A 15,131-nucleotide genomic window follows, 5' to 3' on the forward strand; every position below is an offset into this window, starting at 1 on the left:
TGGAAAATCTGTTTCTGGGGCCTGTAACGTGGCAAATCGGCCGATAGGGCCCGTTCGATCGGCACCGCCCCGATCGCGCGCCTGCCGTCACCCAACAGTATCGGTACCCGCTCCAAGAGGGGATTCGCCGCCCGCGACGGTGCCCAAGAGTATTGGTAGTACGCTGAGCCCCCTGGCTCCCCTCTGTCTACCTGTATGACATCGAGACGACCGACCCCACGGCGGCCGTCGGCCGGTGATCGGCCATGAGCAGTGCGGACGAGCCGATGCCGAGCGTCCCCGAGTCGGCCGGGGAGGAGTACGACGCCATGGTCGACGTCGAGTCGACGGATCCGCGGGACGAACTCGCGAAGACGACGTATCGAACCGACCTCGGCATCGAGATGGCCGAGGACGCGCGTCGCGTGAGCCGCGGCGAGCTGTCGAGCGACGCGTACTGGGAGAAGTACGACGGCGAGGCGGCCGCGGAGTTCGGCGAGGCCTACCACGAGACGCCGAACCCGGCGGTCGACTGTGCCGACGGGACGATCGACGACGAGACGGCCGAGTCGCTCGGCTGTTCGGTCGGGTCGATGGCGAGCGTCGCCGAGGCGCTCCAGGACGGCGAGGAAGGCGACGAGAGCGAGGGTGACGACGCAGACGACCCGCGCTGGGGGATGGTCATCGACCTCCAGAAGTGCATCGGCTGCGAGTCCTGTACGGTCGCGTGCAAGGCCGAGAACCGGACGCCGCCGGGCGTCTCGTACAACGTCGTCCTGGAGCGTGAGCAGGGCGAGTACCCGAACGTCACCCGGACGAACGTGCCCCGCCCGTGCATGCAGTGTGAGAAGCCGCCCTGCGTGCAGGTGTGTCCGGTTAGCGCGACGTACAAGATGGACAACGGCGTCGTGAACATCGACTACGATCGGTGTATCGGCTGTCGGTACTGCATGGTCGCGTGTCCGTACGACGCGCGGTACTTCGACTTCGGAGAGAACTACGACGGTGAATTCGAGGAAGACGGCGAGGTCACCAGTCCCGAGTACGGGATGGACCGCGGGCCGCGCGAGGACGGCGAGTCCCCGATCGGCAACGTGCGGAAGTGTAACTTCTGTCACCACCGCCTCGAGCGCGGCGAAGAGCCGGCCTGCGTCGAGACCTGCGTCGGCGACGCCCGCTACATGGGCGACCTCGAGGATACCGACAGCGAGGTGAACGAACTGGCCTCCTCCTCCCGCGCGTTCCAGCTGAAGGAGAAGGAGGGGACCGACCCGAACGTCTACTACCTCAAGTGACCATGGCAACGAAAACGCACACCGTAACCGGCCGCTTGCGGGGGAATCGCCTCCGGATCGTCTGGTACGCGCTGCTCGTCGCCCTGCTCGCGATCGGCGCGTACGGCGGCTACCTGCGCGTCACCGAGGGGCTCCGATCGACGAACCTCACGAGTGCGGTCCCGTGGGGCGCGTGGGTCGCCTTCTACATCTACTTCGTCGGCCTCTCGGCGGGCGCGTTCCTCGTGAGCACGCTCTCGAACGTCTTCGAGGTCGAGGGGATGCACGAGATCGAACGCGAGGCGCTGTTCGTCGCGATCGTCTCGATGATCGTCGCGCTCACGTTCGTCCTCGTCGACCTCGGGCGGATGGATCGGCTCTGGCACCCCTTTGCGTGGCGACAGCCGCTGTCGGTCCTCTCCTGGGAGGTCCACGCGTACGCGCTCTACGTCGTCGTCCTCTCGGGCGAACTGTACTTCTCGATGCGACGGGACCTCGTCGCGAGGAGCGAGGCCGAGGACGGTCTCAGAGGGCGGCTTGCCGGCCTGCTCACGCTCGGCCGGACGGACACGAGCGATGAGGCCCTCGAGACCGATCGGACGTGGCTGAAACGCCTCGGGATCGTCGGCATTCCGCTCGCGATCGTCTTCGTCCACGGCGGCACCGGGAACCTGTTCGCGGTCGCCGCCGCGCGGAGCTACTGGTTCAGTGCGCTGTTCCCGGTGATCTTCATCACCTCGGCGGTCGTCAGCGGGATGGCGCTGATCGCCCTGCTGTACGTCCTCCGATCGTGGCTGGGCAGCCGGACGCTCGATAGGGCTCTGCTAGAGCGCATGGCGGCGCTGTTCGTCGGCTTCGTCGTCCTCGACGCGTCGCTGAAGGTGCTCGAGGCGTTCGTCGGACTGTACAGCCTCCACCCGGGCGACGTGGAGACGTGGCTGACGATCGCGACCGGCGAGATGTGGTGGTCGTTCTGGCTCGTGATGGTTGGCCTCGGGTGGATCGCGCCGCTCGTGCTGTTACACCGGCGCGAGTGGCGCCGGCGGCCGACGTTCGTCGCCGCCGCGGGCACGAGCGTCGTTATCGGCGTGATCGGCACCCGTTTCAACATCGTCGTGCCCGCCCAGATCGAGCCCGCGCTCTACGGCCTGCCGACGGGCTACTACGTCCCGTCGACGCCGGAGTGGCTGCTCTCGCTGGGCATCGTCGCGCTCGGCGTGCTCCTGTTTACGATCGGCACGGAACTGCTTCCGCTCGTTCCACGCGGTGAGACCCATGACTGATTCGAACGCGACCCACACGGACCCCGAGATAGAACGGACGGACGAACTACCAGCCGACGGAGACGACCGGACAGCCGACGGGATCGATCGCCGCGACTTCGTCAAGGCGGTCGGTGGCATGGGAGCGCTCTCGCTCTCCGGCGGCATCGCGAGCACCGTCTTCGACTTCGACGGCTGGTTCGGCGACGACGGCCACGGCGTCGGCACCGAGTACGGCGACTACGAGGCGTCGGACGTCATCTACACGACCTGCGGGCAGTGTAACACCTTCTGCCCGATCAAGGTGCGGCTGGCCGACGAGAGCGGGACCGGCGAGTACAGTTCGCTCGTGCGCAAACTCGCGGGCAACCCGTACTCGTTCCTCAACACCCAGCCGAACGCGCAGGTCCCCTACGCCAGCGACCCCGAGGAGGTCGCGACCGGCGACCTGGAGGGGACCGGCGAGGTCGACACGAGCAAGTGGTCGCTCTCGGGCGGGCGCATCTGCCTGAAGGGGCAGGCCGGCATCCAGACGGCCTTCGACACCTACCGGCTGCGCAAGCCGATGAAACGCGTCGGCCCGCGGGGCAGCGACGAGTGGAAGACGATCTCCTGGGCGCAGGCGATCGAGGAGATCGTCTCCGGCGACAACGAACTCGGCCACGACGGCCTCCAGGACCTGTGGGGCTACGCGCCCGAAGACGAGGTGATGGCCGACTGGGAGGCCGTCCAGGAGGGCGGCCTGAGCCGCGAGGAGTTCGACGAGCGATACGAGGACGTCCTGATCGACACGGACCACCCCGATCTGGGGCCGAAGGCCAACCAGATCGTCGACGTCGGCGGCTTCCGGCGCAACTTCATCCGCAACCGGCTCTGGCACCAGGGGCTGGGGTCGATCAACAGCATCCACCACGCCGGGGTCTGCGGTCTCTCCGGCGTCATCGGGTTCAACCGATCGCACGACGGCCAGAAGAAACGCCAGTACCCCGACGTCGAGAACTGCGAATACCTGCTGGTCTGGGGGACCAATCCGATGGTCGCGAACAAGGGGCCGACCTGGCTCGCCCCGAAACTCACGAACGCGATCGAGGACGGCATGCGGATGGACGTCGTCGATCCGCGCCTCTCGAAGACGGCCGAGAAGGCCGACGAGTGGATCCCGGTCAAACCCGGCGCGGACGCCGCACTCGCGCTCGGGATGGCACGCTGGATCATCGAACACGAACGGTACGACGAGACGTACCTCAGGAACCCCGGCGAGGACGCCGCGACTGACGACGACGAACCGACCTGGAGCGACGCGACGCACCTCGTGCTCGTCGACGAGGACGATCGGCCCAAGGCGCAGGCGAGCGATCTGGGGCTCGACGCGGACGACGCGGACGCGTTCGTCGCGATCGACGCCACGACCGGCGAACCAGCGCCCGCGGGCGAGGTCGAGGAGGGCGTCCTGGACGTCGACATCACGATCGACGGCCAGGCGGTCAAAAGCGTCTGGACGCTGTACCGCGAGCGGGTCTTCGAGCACTCCCTCGCGGAGTACGCCGAGATGGCCGGCGTGAGCGTCGATCGGATCGACGAACTGGCCGACGAGTTCACGAGCCACGGCAAGCGCGCGGCGATCATGGCCTACCGCGGGCCGGCCAAGCACACGAACGGCTTCTACGCCACGCGCGCCATCTCGACGCTCCAGCACCTGATCGGCAACTTCGACTGGAAGGGCGGCCAGATCACGCCCTACGCCGGGTACGAGACGATGAGCGGCCGGTACGAACTGGGACAGGTCCCCGATGGCCACAGTCCGTGGGGGATCCCGCTGCTCCGCGGCGGGGTCAACTACGAGGAGACGTCGCTGTTCGATCGCGACGACGGCTACCCCGCGAAGCGGCCGTGGTTCCCGGTCGCACCGCCGATGGCGACCCAGGAACTGTACGCCAGCGCCGACGACGAGTATCCCTACGGCGTCGAGGCGCTGTTCATCCGCCCGTACTCGAACAACCACGTCATGTCCGCGGCCGGCGGGGACACGATCCCCGACGTGCTAACAGACGAGGACGCGATCGGGCTGATCGTCGCCTCGGACACGGTGCTGGGGGAGACCAGCCGCTACGCCGACTACGTCCTTCCCGAACCCACCTACCTCGAGCGCTGGGAGAACTTCGGGACCTACCCGAACAAGCGCCTGGCAGACGAGAAGATCAGCCAGCCGACGATTCGGGTCGTCCCCGACGCGCGGCCGTTCGAGGAGGTGCTGATCGACCTCTGGAAGGAACTGGACCTGCCGGGCGTCGGCGAGGACGCGATCCCGGACGCCGACGACGATCTGTGGCCGCTGGACACCGCCGAGGACTTCTACGTCAAACTCGCGACGAACATCGCGTACGATCGCGACCCGGTTTCCGACGCCGACGACGCGGAACTCGAGGTGTTCGAGGCGGCCCACGAGAAGGGACTCGGCGAGCACTTCGACCTCGAGGACTGGAAGGGTGCCGTGACCGAGGAGGAGTGGCCCAAGGCCGTGACCGTGCTCAATCGCGGCGGTCGGTTCGAGGAGCCGATCGACGGCTACGCCGAGGCCTTCGCCGAGCGGGGCCACGACTACGACTACGCGGGCCGCCACCCGGACACGAACGCCTACGACGGCGACCACCTGCGCTACAAACTCGCGAGTCGGGTGAACTTCTACGACGAGGTCGCCCCGACCGGGAAACACGCCTACGACGGCGAGCGGTTCGATCCGCTCCCCCGGGCCGAGGACGTCGTCCACTACGACGGCGCGGTCCAGGTCCCGGTGACGAGCGACGAGGAGCCCGATCGCCCCCTCCAGTTGACGAACTGGAAGCCCCGCACGCAGGGGATGCACCGGACGACCGGATCGGCGTGGCTCCGCGAGACGACGCCGGAGAACGCCGTCTGGATCAACCCAGAGGACGCGGCGGATCGCGGCATCGAGAACGGCGATCGCATCCGGCTGGACGCCGGCCGCCGCACGGTCGAGGCGACCGCCCGCGTCACGGGCGGCATCCGGCCCGGCGTCGTCGGCACCGCCTGGGGCTTCGGACGCCAGGGTGGCGGCGCGACCGAGACGACGACCGACGGCGAGCGCCGCGAGGGTGCGACCGAGGGGTACGGCCACACCGACCACGACTATGACACGCCGGGCGAGGACACGGGCGGCTACGCGAAGGGCCGAGACGCCGGCTTCGCGGTCAACCACGTCCAGCCGCTCGACGACGAACTCGGCGACGTCGGACTGAGCGATCCGGTCGGTGGAAGCAACGCACAGTTCGCGGCCTACGTGGAGATCGAACGGGTGAGCGACCGATGACCGCGACGACGAGTCCAGCGGACGCGGCGGTCGCCGACGCGCGCGCCGACCTGTACGACCTGCTGGCGGCCGCGTTCGACGGCGAGACGGAGACGCTCGCGGCGGCGATCCGGGAGGGTGCGCTCGTCGACGTCGCGGCGACGCTCCCGATCGACCTCGACGTGAGCGCGCTCGACCGCGAGACCGTCGACGAGGAGGCGCTGGCGATCGCTCACGACAATCTCTTCGTCGTCCCGGGACCGCGGTACGTCCCGCCGATCGCCTCGGCCCACCGCGATCGCCCCTCGGAGTCGTTCGAGTCCGATTCGCCGTTCCACGACGAGGGGAGCGCCGGCGAGTTGCTCGGCGATCCCGCGGCGGCGATGGCCTCGCTGTACGATCGCACGGGCGTCCGGCCGGAGCGGGGCGACTTCCCGGACCACGTCGCCGCGCAACTCGCGTTCCTCGGGGTGGCCGCGCGATCGGAGGCCCGACGGCTCGAGGACGGCGATCACGCGACCGCTGATCGGTTCCGGACGATACAGCGGGAGACGCTGTCACGGCTCGGCTGGCTCGACGCGTTCCACGAGGCCGTCGCGGACGTCGACGGACCTGAGGGGGTCTTCACGGCGCTCGTCGCGGTGACCCGGACCGCGACGGCCTGGCACGCTCGCGACCTCGATGGGGCGGACCGGGAGCAGTAGCCCGGCGGACTCGCTGTACGCCGGGTTCTCCGACCGTCACACCGTCGAGGCTTGGCGCGATCGATCGCCGGGCCCTACCCCAGCAGGTTGGAGAGTGACATCACGAGGAACAGGAGGATCACGGCTTCGCTGACGAGCCACGAGTTCGCGTTCATCCAGTCGCGCGCCTTCGGAAGGGCGGTTTCCGCCCGCTCGCGGAAGGCGACCAGGGCGAGCGACGGGAGCGAAAGGGCCAGAAGCGTGAGCAGGATAAACGGGACGGCGTGCACCAACGGCGCATCGCTCGCCGCCAGGTAGGAGCCGACGGTGACGGACGTGAGGATGTCGGTTGGGAAAAATCCCATGAGGAGAAAGCCGAGTCGGAACGAAAACCGCGGCGACGCCGACTGGAGCGTCCCCATCCATCGCGGCGGTTCCGACGTCGCTCGCGTCCGGTAGGTGTGGACCATCGCGAACGAGAGCGCGACGACGACGATCGCGCTGACCGTCGTGTTCGACGCCCGCTGGCCGATCGTCCCGGTGCTGAACGCGTACGCGATCGTCACGACGAGCGTGATCGAGATGGCCGCACCGCCGACGAACGCGGCGGAGTTGCGCCGCCAGCGTTCGCTCGTCGCGAGGAAGACGGCGCTCAGGATCTGGGGGCCGCCGATCATCACGAAGACCAGCGGCAACACCTCGAGGAATCTCATGGTCCGGTCACCGCCGCGCGGGTTTCCGGGTGTCGTGCCGGGGTAGCCCTGGAGGGGTCCGTCGTCCCTGCCCGAGGGAGAGAGCCGGTGAAGGGGCCGTTTTCGTTGCCGATCGCGGATCGGTCGTCGCGGATCGAACTGCAGTTGGGGACCGACATCGACTGTCGATCGCTAGTTGGTCCCGGTCCATACTAACACTTGACCTGACCAACGGCGCTGTGTGCGTTCCGGGCGACAGATCGGATCTCCAGCGTCGAGACGATCGCCTGGCGTGCGATCCGTTGCGGGATCGGATACCGATCGCCGGCGAGGATGGCCACTGCACAGTGCCAGGTCGGATCGATCGTCTGCTGCGGTGTCTGCTCGTCGATGCGTATCCGTGGTTACCGTCCGCAGGGGGATCGGGGTTCCTCGATCGCGGTGGATTCGCCCGTGTTGCGCGTAGAAACGTCCCAAATTGCGGTTACCTCGGTTACGAACGAGGGAAAGGTTCCGTTACTGTAAAACAGTACTCGTCCTTTTTATATCATTAGATAGATAATGAAATTATGGCGCGTGATGGTTCTGGAACGAGCCGGGAATCCACCTCTCACATGTGGAGTCGACGGCATTACCTCGTTGCGACCGTCGGTATATCGGCACTGAGTGGGTGTATCGGGGACACCGAACAGGACGAAACGGATACCGAGAACGATGACGAAGTCGAAGAGGATGACGACGAGGACGAAGCGGAAGCCGAGGAACGTCCCGAGGGCGTTTCGGAAGAGGAGTTCGCACGTGGTCCCGTGCCAGACGTCTATCTGTCGGCGACCTCGCTGGGCGGCGAAGAACGCGATCCCGACGCGTTGCAATCGAAAGCGGACGTCGACTTCTCGGAGTACGAGGAGGCCGAAGAGAACGAGGCACATCGGGCCGGCACGTGCTGTGCGAACTGTGACGAGTTCGTCCCGGACAGGAACGGCGACGAGTTCGGTGCGTGCGTGGCGGTCGAGGGCTACATCGACGGCGCCGACTGGTGTACGATCTGGGAAGAGTTACCCGAACCCGAGGTTCCGGACGGACTGTCCGAATCGGACCTGGCGACGGCCGAGGTGCCGGAGGAGTACCGAGCGGCGAGTTCCCAGACCGGTGAGGAGCGCGATCCCGACGACCTGCTCACCCAGGAGGAAGTGAGCCTGATGGAGTCCGTCGACGCGATCGCGGAGGAGACAGCGCCCCCAGGACAGTCCTGTGGAAACTGTGCGGAATTCATCCCCGACGAGAACGGCGACGGCTGGGGTGCCTGTGCGAGAGTGGAGGGGTACGTTGCTGTCGAAGACTGGTGTAGCGTTTGGGAACACGTCAGCGAAGAACTCTGAAGGCGACGACGGTGCAGTACGATCGGCCGGTGAAGACGATCGAACCGATCAGGCCGACTCGATGGCGACGTCGAGCGACGTCTCGTTCTCGACGTTGTCGGTGACCGGACACCGGTCCTCGATCGCCGCGAGCCACGCGTCGACGTCGTCCTCGTCGGCGTCGGTCTCCACGGCAATCGTTACGTCGAGGTCCTGGAGGCCGGGGCGCGCGTCGGACTGCTCGCCGCGATAGCTCGCGTAGTCGACGCCGCCCTCGATCGTCACCGTCATGTCGTCGATCGCGATGTCCATGTCGCGGGCGACCATCGTCCCCGTCGAGTTCAGACAGCCGAGGATCGCGCCGAGGAAGTACTCGACGGGATTCACGTCTTTGCCGACGACGAACTCGGCGTCGCCGGTGTCGATTCGCATCCGTTTCGGGCTGTGTCGCTCGCCGGTCAGTTCGTACGTCGTCAGGTCGTCGGAGTCGGGTCGTGTCATCGTGTGCTGGTCGGTGGCTGGTGGGTGGTCGCGCGGGTCGATCACAGTTCGGTGTCGTCGCCGGCGGCGCCGTCCACGTCGTCAACACTCGCCGCAGTTCACTTACGTCTTGTTCGGTTTCCACAAGTCTGGGAACGAGGCCGAAGATTCGGGCCGTCGACGCGGGAGCGGGATCGGGGTCCTCAGGCCGTCCGCTCCGGCGGCACCAGCATGACGTTCCCGTTCGCCCGCGCGACGACGTCCTCGGAGACGCTCCCGAGCAACAGGCGACGGAGCCTGCTGTGGCCCCGCGAGCCGACGAGGATCGTCGTGGGGTCGTACTCAGCCTCCGCGGCGAGGATCTCGTCGGCTGGATCGCCCTGCCGGACGTCGGTCCGCGTCTCGATCCCCCACTCCTCGAGCTGGGCGGCGAGTTCAGCCAGTCGCGCTTCCGGATCTTCTTCCTCAGGAAGCCCCGGATCCTTCGGCGTCTCGACGTGGACCAGCGTCGCCTCCTGCGTGGCGTGGCGCAGGTACGAGAACGCCTCGAAGGCCCGATCGGCGTTCTCGGAGAAGTCCGTCGCGTACAGTATGCGCCGGAACAGGTGTTCCCGGACCACGTCCGGGTCGTCGGCCTCGCGTTCGATCCGGTTGACGAGCAGCGGCGTCACGGTCGTCCGTGCGAGGTTGCGCGCGGTCGAGCCGATGACGCGGTTCTCGAGCGGGCTCTTCCCGCGCGAGCCCACGATCGTCATGCTGGCACCGATCGTCTCCGCGATCCCGGTGATGCGCCGGTGTGGCGTGCCGCGGACGACGTGGGTCTCGACCTCGAAGCCGGCGTCCTCGATGACGCGGCTGTATCGATCGAGCGCCTGCTCGCGCCGGCCTTCGAAGTCCATGCCCGGCATTCCGACGTGGACGTTCGACGGGATCACCGTCACCAGGTGGATCTCGTCGACGCCGACCCGGCCGAGACACTCGAGGCAGGTCTCGCTCTCGATCGTCGCCTCACTGGCTGCCGATAGGTCAGTCGCACAGACCGCTTTCATACTCTCTGGTAGGGTCCGACGGTATAATATTGTTTGGATCACCCAATATAGTGTCGCGTCTGTGCGTCGCGTGACGGGATCTCCGATCGGCGATCGGTTCGCGTTCGGCCCTGGCGATTGGCCTCGAGGAGGCGTCGGTTCGGTACCCAGAACGGACTGTCGCGATCGCGTGACTGATTCCGGCGCGCCCGAGCGTCGAGGCCCCTCGCCGAACGCCGGGCTATATTCACAAAACGTATGGGAATATTCTCGTTGGATAGCCGTGTGATAGCTTGCAGTAATATTGTGCGCCAGTCCCAAAAGCGTTATACGCACTCTTCGGGTAGTGAGTATTGAGCAGAAACCCATGAACTACACACGATCGAATCCGGACGGGGGTCGAGACGCATGATCGACCTCGCGTCGCTTTCACAACCAGTACAGGCAGGCGTGCTCGTCGGCGCCGTCCTCGTCGAGGCGATCGTCCTCTACGTGGGCTACGGTGCCCTCGAACAGGTCGCAAAACCGCTCGTCGAGAGAATCACGCACACATAGATGGAACTGTTTGGAATCGCACTGACGCTACTCGTGCTGTTCGTGAGCTTCGGCTTCATGGTCGGCGTGCTGTTCGGCTTTTTCGGCATGGGCGGGTCGTTCCTCGTCACGCCGGCGCTCCTCGTGATGGGGTACCCCGCCCGGGTCGCCGTCGGGAGTGGGATGGCGTTCGTCTTCGGGACAGCCGTGATCGCGACGCTGAAACACCACGACCTCGGCCAGGTCGACTACAAACTCGGCGGATTGATGATCGTCGGGACGTCCGTCGGCATCGAGGTCGGGCGGATCGGGGTGTTCTACCTCGAGGAACTCGGCCTCGCCAGCGGGGTCATCGGCGTCACGTACGTCGTCCTGCTGGGCGCGATCGGTCTGTTCGTCACGCGCAATGCGCTCAAAAACGACGGCGAGGACGATAGCGGCGGCGGCCACCACGACGCCGCGAACGAGGAGATCGATCCGGACGCGATCCCGGACATCGCGAAGAAGATCCAGTCGTACCACGTCCCGCCGATGATGACGATCGCCGGCGGGATCCAGGTCTCGCTCTGGATGGTGCTGGGCGTCGCGTTCGTGACGGGCCTGCTGTCGGGCTTCCTGGGCGTCGGCGGCGGCTTCATCCGCATGCCCGCGATGTTCTACCTCATCGGCGTGCCCGTCCCCGTGGCGGTCGGGACTGACCTGTTCGAGATCGTCTTCTCGGGCGGGATCGGCTCGTTCCTCTACGGGATGGAGGGTGGCGTCGATCTCACGATCGTCGCGCCCCTGCTCGCGGGGAGCGCACTCGGCGCTCGCATCGGCTCGGCCGCGACCGGTATCGTCAACGAAGCCGACATCAAGATCTACTTCGGGCTGATGCTCCTGGGTGGATCGATCGCCGTCGCGTTCCGCCAGGCTGGCGACTACCTCGGGATGGAGGTTCTGAGCACCATCAGCTTCGCGCTGATCCTGCTCTCTGCACTGATGGTCAGCGGCGCCGTGATCTACAGTACGATCACGACGATGCGCGCAGGGCCCGACGCGACTGGCGTGAGCGCGGACTGACCGCTCGCGACGGCTCCCGCTGACCCGATCACCGAGATTGTACAATACCCACAAAACCCTTTTATCGGCAGGACTCCTACGTCCACTCAGTACAATGGCTAGTTCGATGGCAGAACAACTCCAGCAGGACATGCAGTGTGAAGGGCTGCTGGAGTGTATTCACGGTCTCAAACAGCTCGACAAGGACTGCTTTCGCGCGATGGTCGAAAGCGAGGAACCCCTGACGATCGACGAAGTCGCCGAGCGCGTCGATCGCGAGCGCTCGACCGCCTACCGGTCGATCCAGCGACTGCTCCAGAGCGGCTTCATCCAGAAAGAGCAGGTCAACTACGACCAGGGTGGCTACTACCACGTCTACTACCCGACCGACCCGTCCCAGATCGCAGACGACATGCAGCGGATGTTGAACGACTGGTACGCGAAGATGGGCCAGCTCATCCAGGAGTTCGAGGACAAGTACGAACACGTCGACGACGGCGCACAGGCCATCGAGGGATAGGTCCGCGATCGGCCGGTCGTTCCGCGATCGGCCGGTCGTTCCGCGATCGTCGTCCCCGAGCCACGCCGGTGGAAATCAGTCGTGAGTATTGTACGATTTTTCGAGTTTCTCCCGGTCCCCAGCGGACGGCAAATCGACGCGTCCGGTGTTCGGTGAGCCCGTCGGCGAGGACCATCGCGATTTAGTATTGTGTAATATTCACAAAACTCTTATCACCACTCGGATCCAACGTCGACGTAGAACCATGGCGAACTCGATGGCCGACCAACTCCAGCAGGAGATGGTGTGTGAAGGGCTGCTGGAGTGCATTCACGGCCTCAAAGGACTCGACACGGAGTGTTATCGGACGCTGGTCGAGAGCGACGAGCCCCTGACGATCGACGAACTCGCGGAACGCGTCGATCGCGAGCGCTCGACCGCCTATCGATCGGTCCAGCGGCTCCACCAGAGCGGCTTCATCCGGAAAGAGCAGGTCAACTACGACCAGGGTGGCTACGTGCACGTCTACTCGCCGGCGGACCCGTCCCGGATCGCGAGCGACATGCAACGAATGGTAAACGACTGGTACGCGAAGATGGACGGTCTCATCCAGGCGTTCGAGGAGGAGTACGACGGCGCCAGTGTCGACCACGACGCGATCGCGCCGGAGGACTAGCGCCGTGACCGTTCCGGTCGTCGATCGCGACGTCTCGCGGGTCGACCTCGCCGAGACGACGCTCGATCTCGTCGCGTTCGACACGTCCAACCCGCCCGGCGACACCCGCGAGATCGTCGCATGGCTCGAATCGACGGTTCGCGATCTCGGGATCGAGACCGATCGGTTCGTGGCCGACCCGACGAAACCGAACCTGCTCGCGACGATCCCCGGCGAGCGCGAGACGACGCTGCTCTTCAGCGGACACCTCGATACGGTCCCGTTCGACCCCGACGGCTGGTCGTTCGACCCGCTCGGGGAACGCGTCGACGACCGCATCTACGGCCGCGGGACGACGGACATGAAGGGTGCGATCGCCGCGATGCTCCACGTCGCCCGCACGTACGCCGACACCCGTCCGCCGGTAACGTTGGCGTTCGCGTTCGTCAGTGACGAGGAGGTCGGCGGCGACGCCGGCGTCGCGGCCCTGCTCGAGGCCGATCGACTCGACGCCGACGCCTGCGTGATCGGCGAACCGACCTGCACCGCGGACGCCCGCTCGATCACGGTGGCCGATCGGGGAAGCATCTGGCTCACGCTCGAGGCGACCGGCGAGGCCGCCCACGGCTCGCGACCGATGCTCGGCGAGAACGCGATCGATCGCCTCTGGGGGGCGATCGAGACGGTCCGGACGCGACTCGAAAGTCGATCGCTCGCGATCCCGGACCCGGTCGCGCCGATCGTCGAGGAGTCCGTCGACTACTACGCACCGTCGATGGGCGCGGGCACCGCACGACGGCTGTTCGAGCGCCCGACGGTCAACCTCGGCACGATCGCGGGCGGCGAGAACGTCAACAGCGTGCCGCGACACGCGAGCGCGCGACTGGACGTCCGCCTCACTGCGGGCGTCGAGACGCCGGCCGTCCTCGACGAGGTTCGCGAGTGGATCGACGACCACGAGGGCGTGTCGATCGCGGACGCAAGCTGGAGCATCGGCAGTTACGAGGACCCGGATGCGCCGATCGTGACCGCGACGCGAGCCGTCGCGGCGGACGTACTCGACGATCGCGTCCACCGCCGGAGCGCGACGGGCGGCGGCGATGCGAAGCGGCTCCGGAACGCGGGGGTTCCGACGATCGAGTTCGCCGCCGGGACCGGTACGGTCCACGCCTGCGACGAGTACACGACCGTCGACGCCCTCGCGGCGACCGCAGAGACGTACTCCCGATTGCCGGCCGCGTTCGCCGCCCGACTGGACGAAACCGAACGATAACGGCACATCTGTTCTCCGCTTACGTCGGTCGTGGCACCCTCGAGACGGTGTGTGATCCGTCTTCGTCGCGTCTCCGGCCCGTCCGGCGGTTATCCGTCGTCGGTTCCGATCGCCGGGAGTCCGCGCATCGGTCGACTCCGTCGCGCCGATCGCGCCGAGACTTTCGAGGCCGGCGAGCAGTTCCCGTCGACGTCTCTCATACGGTTTACTGTACGTCATTTCCGGCGCAACCGCGATCCGGGCGACGGTTGCGCCGGTAACTCGTTACAGCAATCCGTATCAGGCGGTCGCCACGGTTTCGAAGTCGTCGACGACGCGCGCGACGTCGATCGTCGCTCCGTCCGGGTAAACGCGCTCGACGAGTCCGCGATCGTTGACCAGGAAGATGTAGGCGTAGTGGGGGAACATGTACTCGAGGTTCTCGTAGTCCTCGGCCGGTCGCTTCTCGAGAGGGAGGCCGAACTCGTCGCCGACGATGTCTTTCGCCGCCTCGTACGTTTCCGGCCGCAGGAAGTGCCAGTTCCCGGCCTCGAGGTCGACGCCCTGTTGGTCGGCGTACGTACGAAGTACGTCCGGGGTATCCCGCTCGGGATCGAACGTCATCGCGAGGAACGCGACGCCGTCGCCGAACCCCTGTTCGGCGGCGACTTCCTGTGCCCGCCGGAGTCGCAGTAGCAGCGCGGGACACACCCCGTCCGGGCAGTTCGTGTAAAAGAACGTCAGCAGGACGGTCCGATCGCCCTCGAACTGGGCCGTCGAAATCTCCTCGTCGCGCAACGGGTCCGGGACACTGACCGCGGGGAGGTCGTCGCCGTAGCTGGGATGGGTCGCCTCGCTCAGGTCCCGCTCCGGGGCGTCGAGTACCGTGTTCCCGTCGTCGAAACCCGGGAGCGACCCGAGACAGCCCGCAACGGCCCCGACGCTCGACACGGCGGCCGAACGAAGGTAGTGACGTCGATTCATATCTGGGGCTTGCGGTCCGTCTCGTAAATCGTCTCCGACGGTTTGCCGCTCGAGCAAATCTCCCGATCGGTCTCGCAGTCGCGGTCTCCAACCAACGGATTTA

Annotated in this window: 14 protein-coding genes; 10 read left to right on the forward strand and 4 right to left on the reverse strand. The window is 66.4% G+C overall.

What is annotated here, in order from left to right:
• Positions 1-245 precede the first annotated feature (245 nt).
• Genes MUN73_RS05740 through MUN73_RS05755 form a run of 4 tightly spaced genes read left to right on the forward strand, consistent with a single transcriptional unit; the run spans position 246 to position 6,526 of the window.
• A complete protein-coding gene (locus tag MUN73_RS05740) occupies positions 246-1,274 on the forward strand; it encodes a 4Fe-4S dicluster domain-containing protein (RefSeq protein WP_250139474.1) in 1,029 nt (342 codons plus the stop codon).
• Between the two features lie 2 nt (positions 1,275-1,276).
• Complete coding sequence (gene nrfD / locus MUN73_RS05745; RefSeq protein WP_250139475.1) at positions 1,277-2,536, forward strand: NrfD/PsrC family molybdoenzyme membrane anchor subunit; 1,260 nt, start codon at positions 1,277-1,279, stop codon at positions 2,534-2,536.
• Positions 2,529-5,843, forward strand: a complete 3,315-nt coding sequence (locus MUN73_RS05750) for a molybdopterin-dependent oxidoreductase (RefSeq protein ID WP_250139476.1) — start codon at positions 2,529-2,531, stop codon at positions 5,841-5,843. Before nrfD ends, MUN73_RS05750 begins: the two co-directional genes overlap by 8 nt.
• The gene (locus tag MUN73_RS05755; protein ID WP_250139477.1) at positions 5,840-6,526 is read left to right on the forward strand and encodes a TorD/DmsD family molecular chaperone; all 687 of its coding nucleotides are present in this window, start codon (positions 5,840-5,842) and stop codon (positions 6,524-6,526) included. Before MUN73_RS05750 ends, MUN73_RS05755 begins: the two co-directional genes overlap by 4 nt.
• A gap of 74 nt (positions 6,527-6,600) precedes the next feature.
• On the opposite strand, the gene MUN73_RS05760 is transcribed toward MUN73_RS05755, so the two are convergent.
• A complete protein-coding gene (locus MUN73_RS05760; RefSeq protein WP_250139478.1) occupies positions 6,601-7,218 on the reverse strand; it encodes a GAP family protein in 618 nt (205 codons plus the stop codon).
• Between the two features lie 593 nt (positions 7,219-7,811).
• Here MUN73_RS05760 and MUN73_RS05765 point away from each other — a divergent pair.
• Positions 7,812-8,576: a high-potential iron-sulfur protein gene (locus MUN73_RS05765; protein ID WP_250139479.1), complete on the forward strand. Its 765-nt coding sequence runs from the start codon at positions 7,812-7,814 to the stop codon at positions 8,574-8,576.
• 48 nt (positions 8,577-8,624) lie between these two features.
• Here the strand turns inward: MUN73_RS05765 and MUN73_RS05770 are convergent, their stop codons facing one another.
• Positions 8,625-9,056, reverse strand: coding sequence for an OsmC family protein (locus tag MUN73_RS05770; RefSeq protein WP_250139480.1), 432 nt, complete (start codon positions 9,054-9,056; stop codon positions 8,625-8,627).
• Positions 9,057-9,238: 182 nt separating this feature from the next.
• Complete coding sequence (locus MUN73_RS05775; RefSeq protein WP_250139481.1) at positions 9,239-10,084, reverse strand: universal stress protein; 846 nt, start codon at positions 10,082-10,084, stop codon at positions 9,239-9,241.
• Positions 10,085-10,471: 387 nt separating this feature from the next.
• On the opposite strand from MUN73_RS05775, the gene MUN73_RS05780 reads away from it, so the two are divergent.
• The 5 genes from MUN73_RS05780 to MUN73_RS05800 all read left to right on the forward strand — a co-directional run bounded on the left by MUN73_RS05780 (position 10,472) and on the right by MUN73_RS05800 (position 14,065).
• A complete protein-coding gene (locus tag MUN73_RS05780) occupies positions 10,472-10,618 on the forward strand; it encodes a DUF7512 family protein (protein ID WP_250139482.1) in 147 nt (48 codons plus the stop codon).
• Positions 10,619-11,659, forward strand: coding sequence for a sulfite exporter TauE/SafE family protein (locus tag MUN73_RS05785; RefSeq protein ID WP_250139483.1), 1,041 nt, complete (start codon positions 10,619-10,621; stop codon positions 11,657-11,659).
• A 94-nt stretch (positions 11,660-11,753) separates the two neighbouring features.
• Positions 11,754-12,158: a helix-turn-helix domain-containing protein gene (locus MUN73_RS05790; protein ID WP_250139484.1), complete on the forward strand. Its 405-nt coding sequence runs from the start codon at positions 11,754-11,756 to the stop codon at positions 12,156-12,158.
• A gap of 244 nt (positions 12,159-12,402) precedes the next feature.
• Positions 12,403-12,813 carry a helix-turn-helix domain-containing protein gene (locus MUN73_RS05795; RefSeq protein ID WP_250139485.1) on the forward strand — a complete coding sequence of 137 codons (411 nt, stop codon included), beginning with the start codon at positions 12,403-12,405 and terminating at the stop codon, positions 12,811-12,813.
• A 4-nt stretch (positions 12,814-12,817) separates the two neighbouring features.
• Complete coding sequence (locus MUN73_RS05800; RefSeq protein WP_250139486.1) at positions 12,818-14,065, forward strand: M20 family metallopeptidase; 1,248 nt, start codon at positions 12,818-12,820, stop codon at positions 14,063-14,065.
• Positions 14,066-14,344: 279 nt separating this feature from the next.
• Here MUN73_RS05800 and MUN73_RS05805 read toward each other — a convergent pair whose 3' ends face one another.
• The gene (locus MUN73_RS05805) at positions 14,345-15,028 is read right to left on the reverse strand and encodes an SCO family protein (RefSeq protein ID WP_250139487.1); all 684 of its coding nucleotides are present in this window, start codon (positions 15,026-15,028) and stop codon (positions 14,345-14,347) included.
• Positions 15,029-15,131: the final 103 nt, after the last annotated feature.

The sequence above is a fragment of the Halosolutus amylolyticus genome (assembly GCF_023566055.1).
Classification (GTDB): domain Archaea; phylum Halobacteriota; class Halobacteria; order Halobacteriales; family Natrialbaceae; genus Halosolutus; species Halosolutus amylolyticus.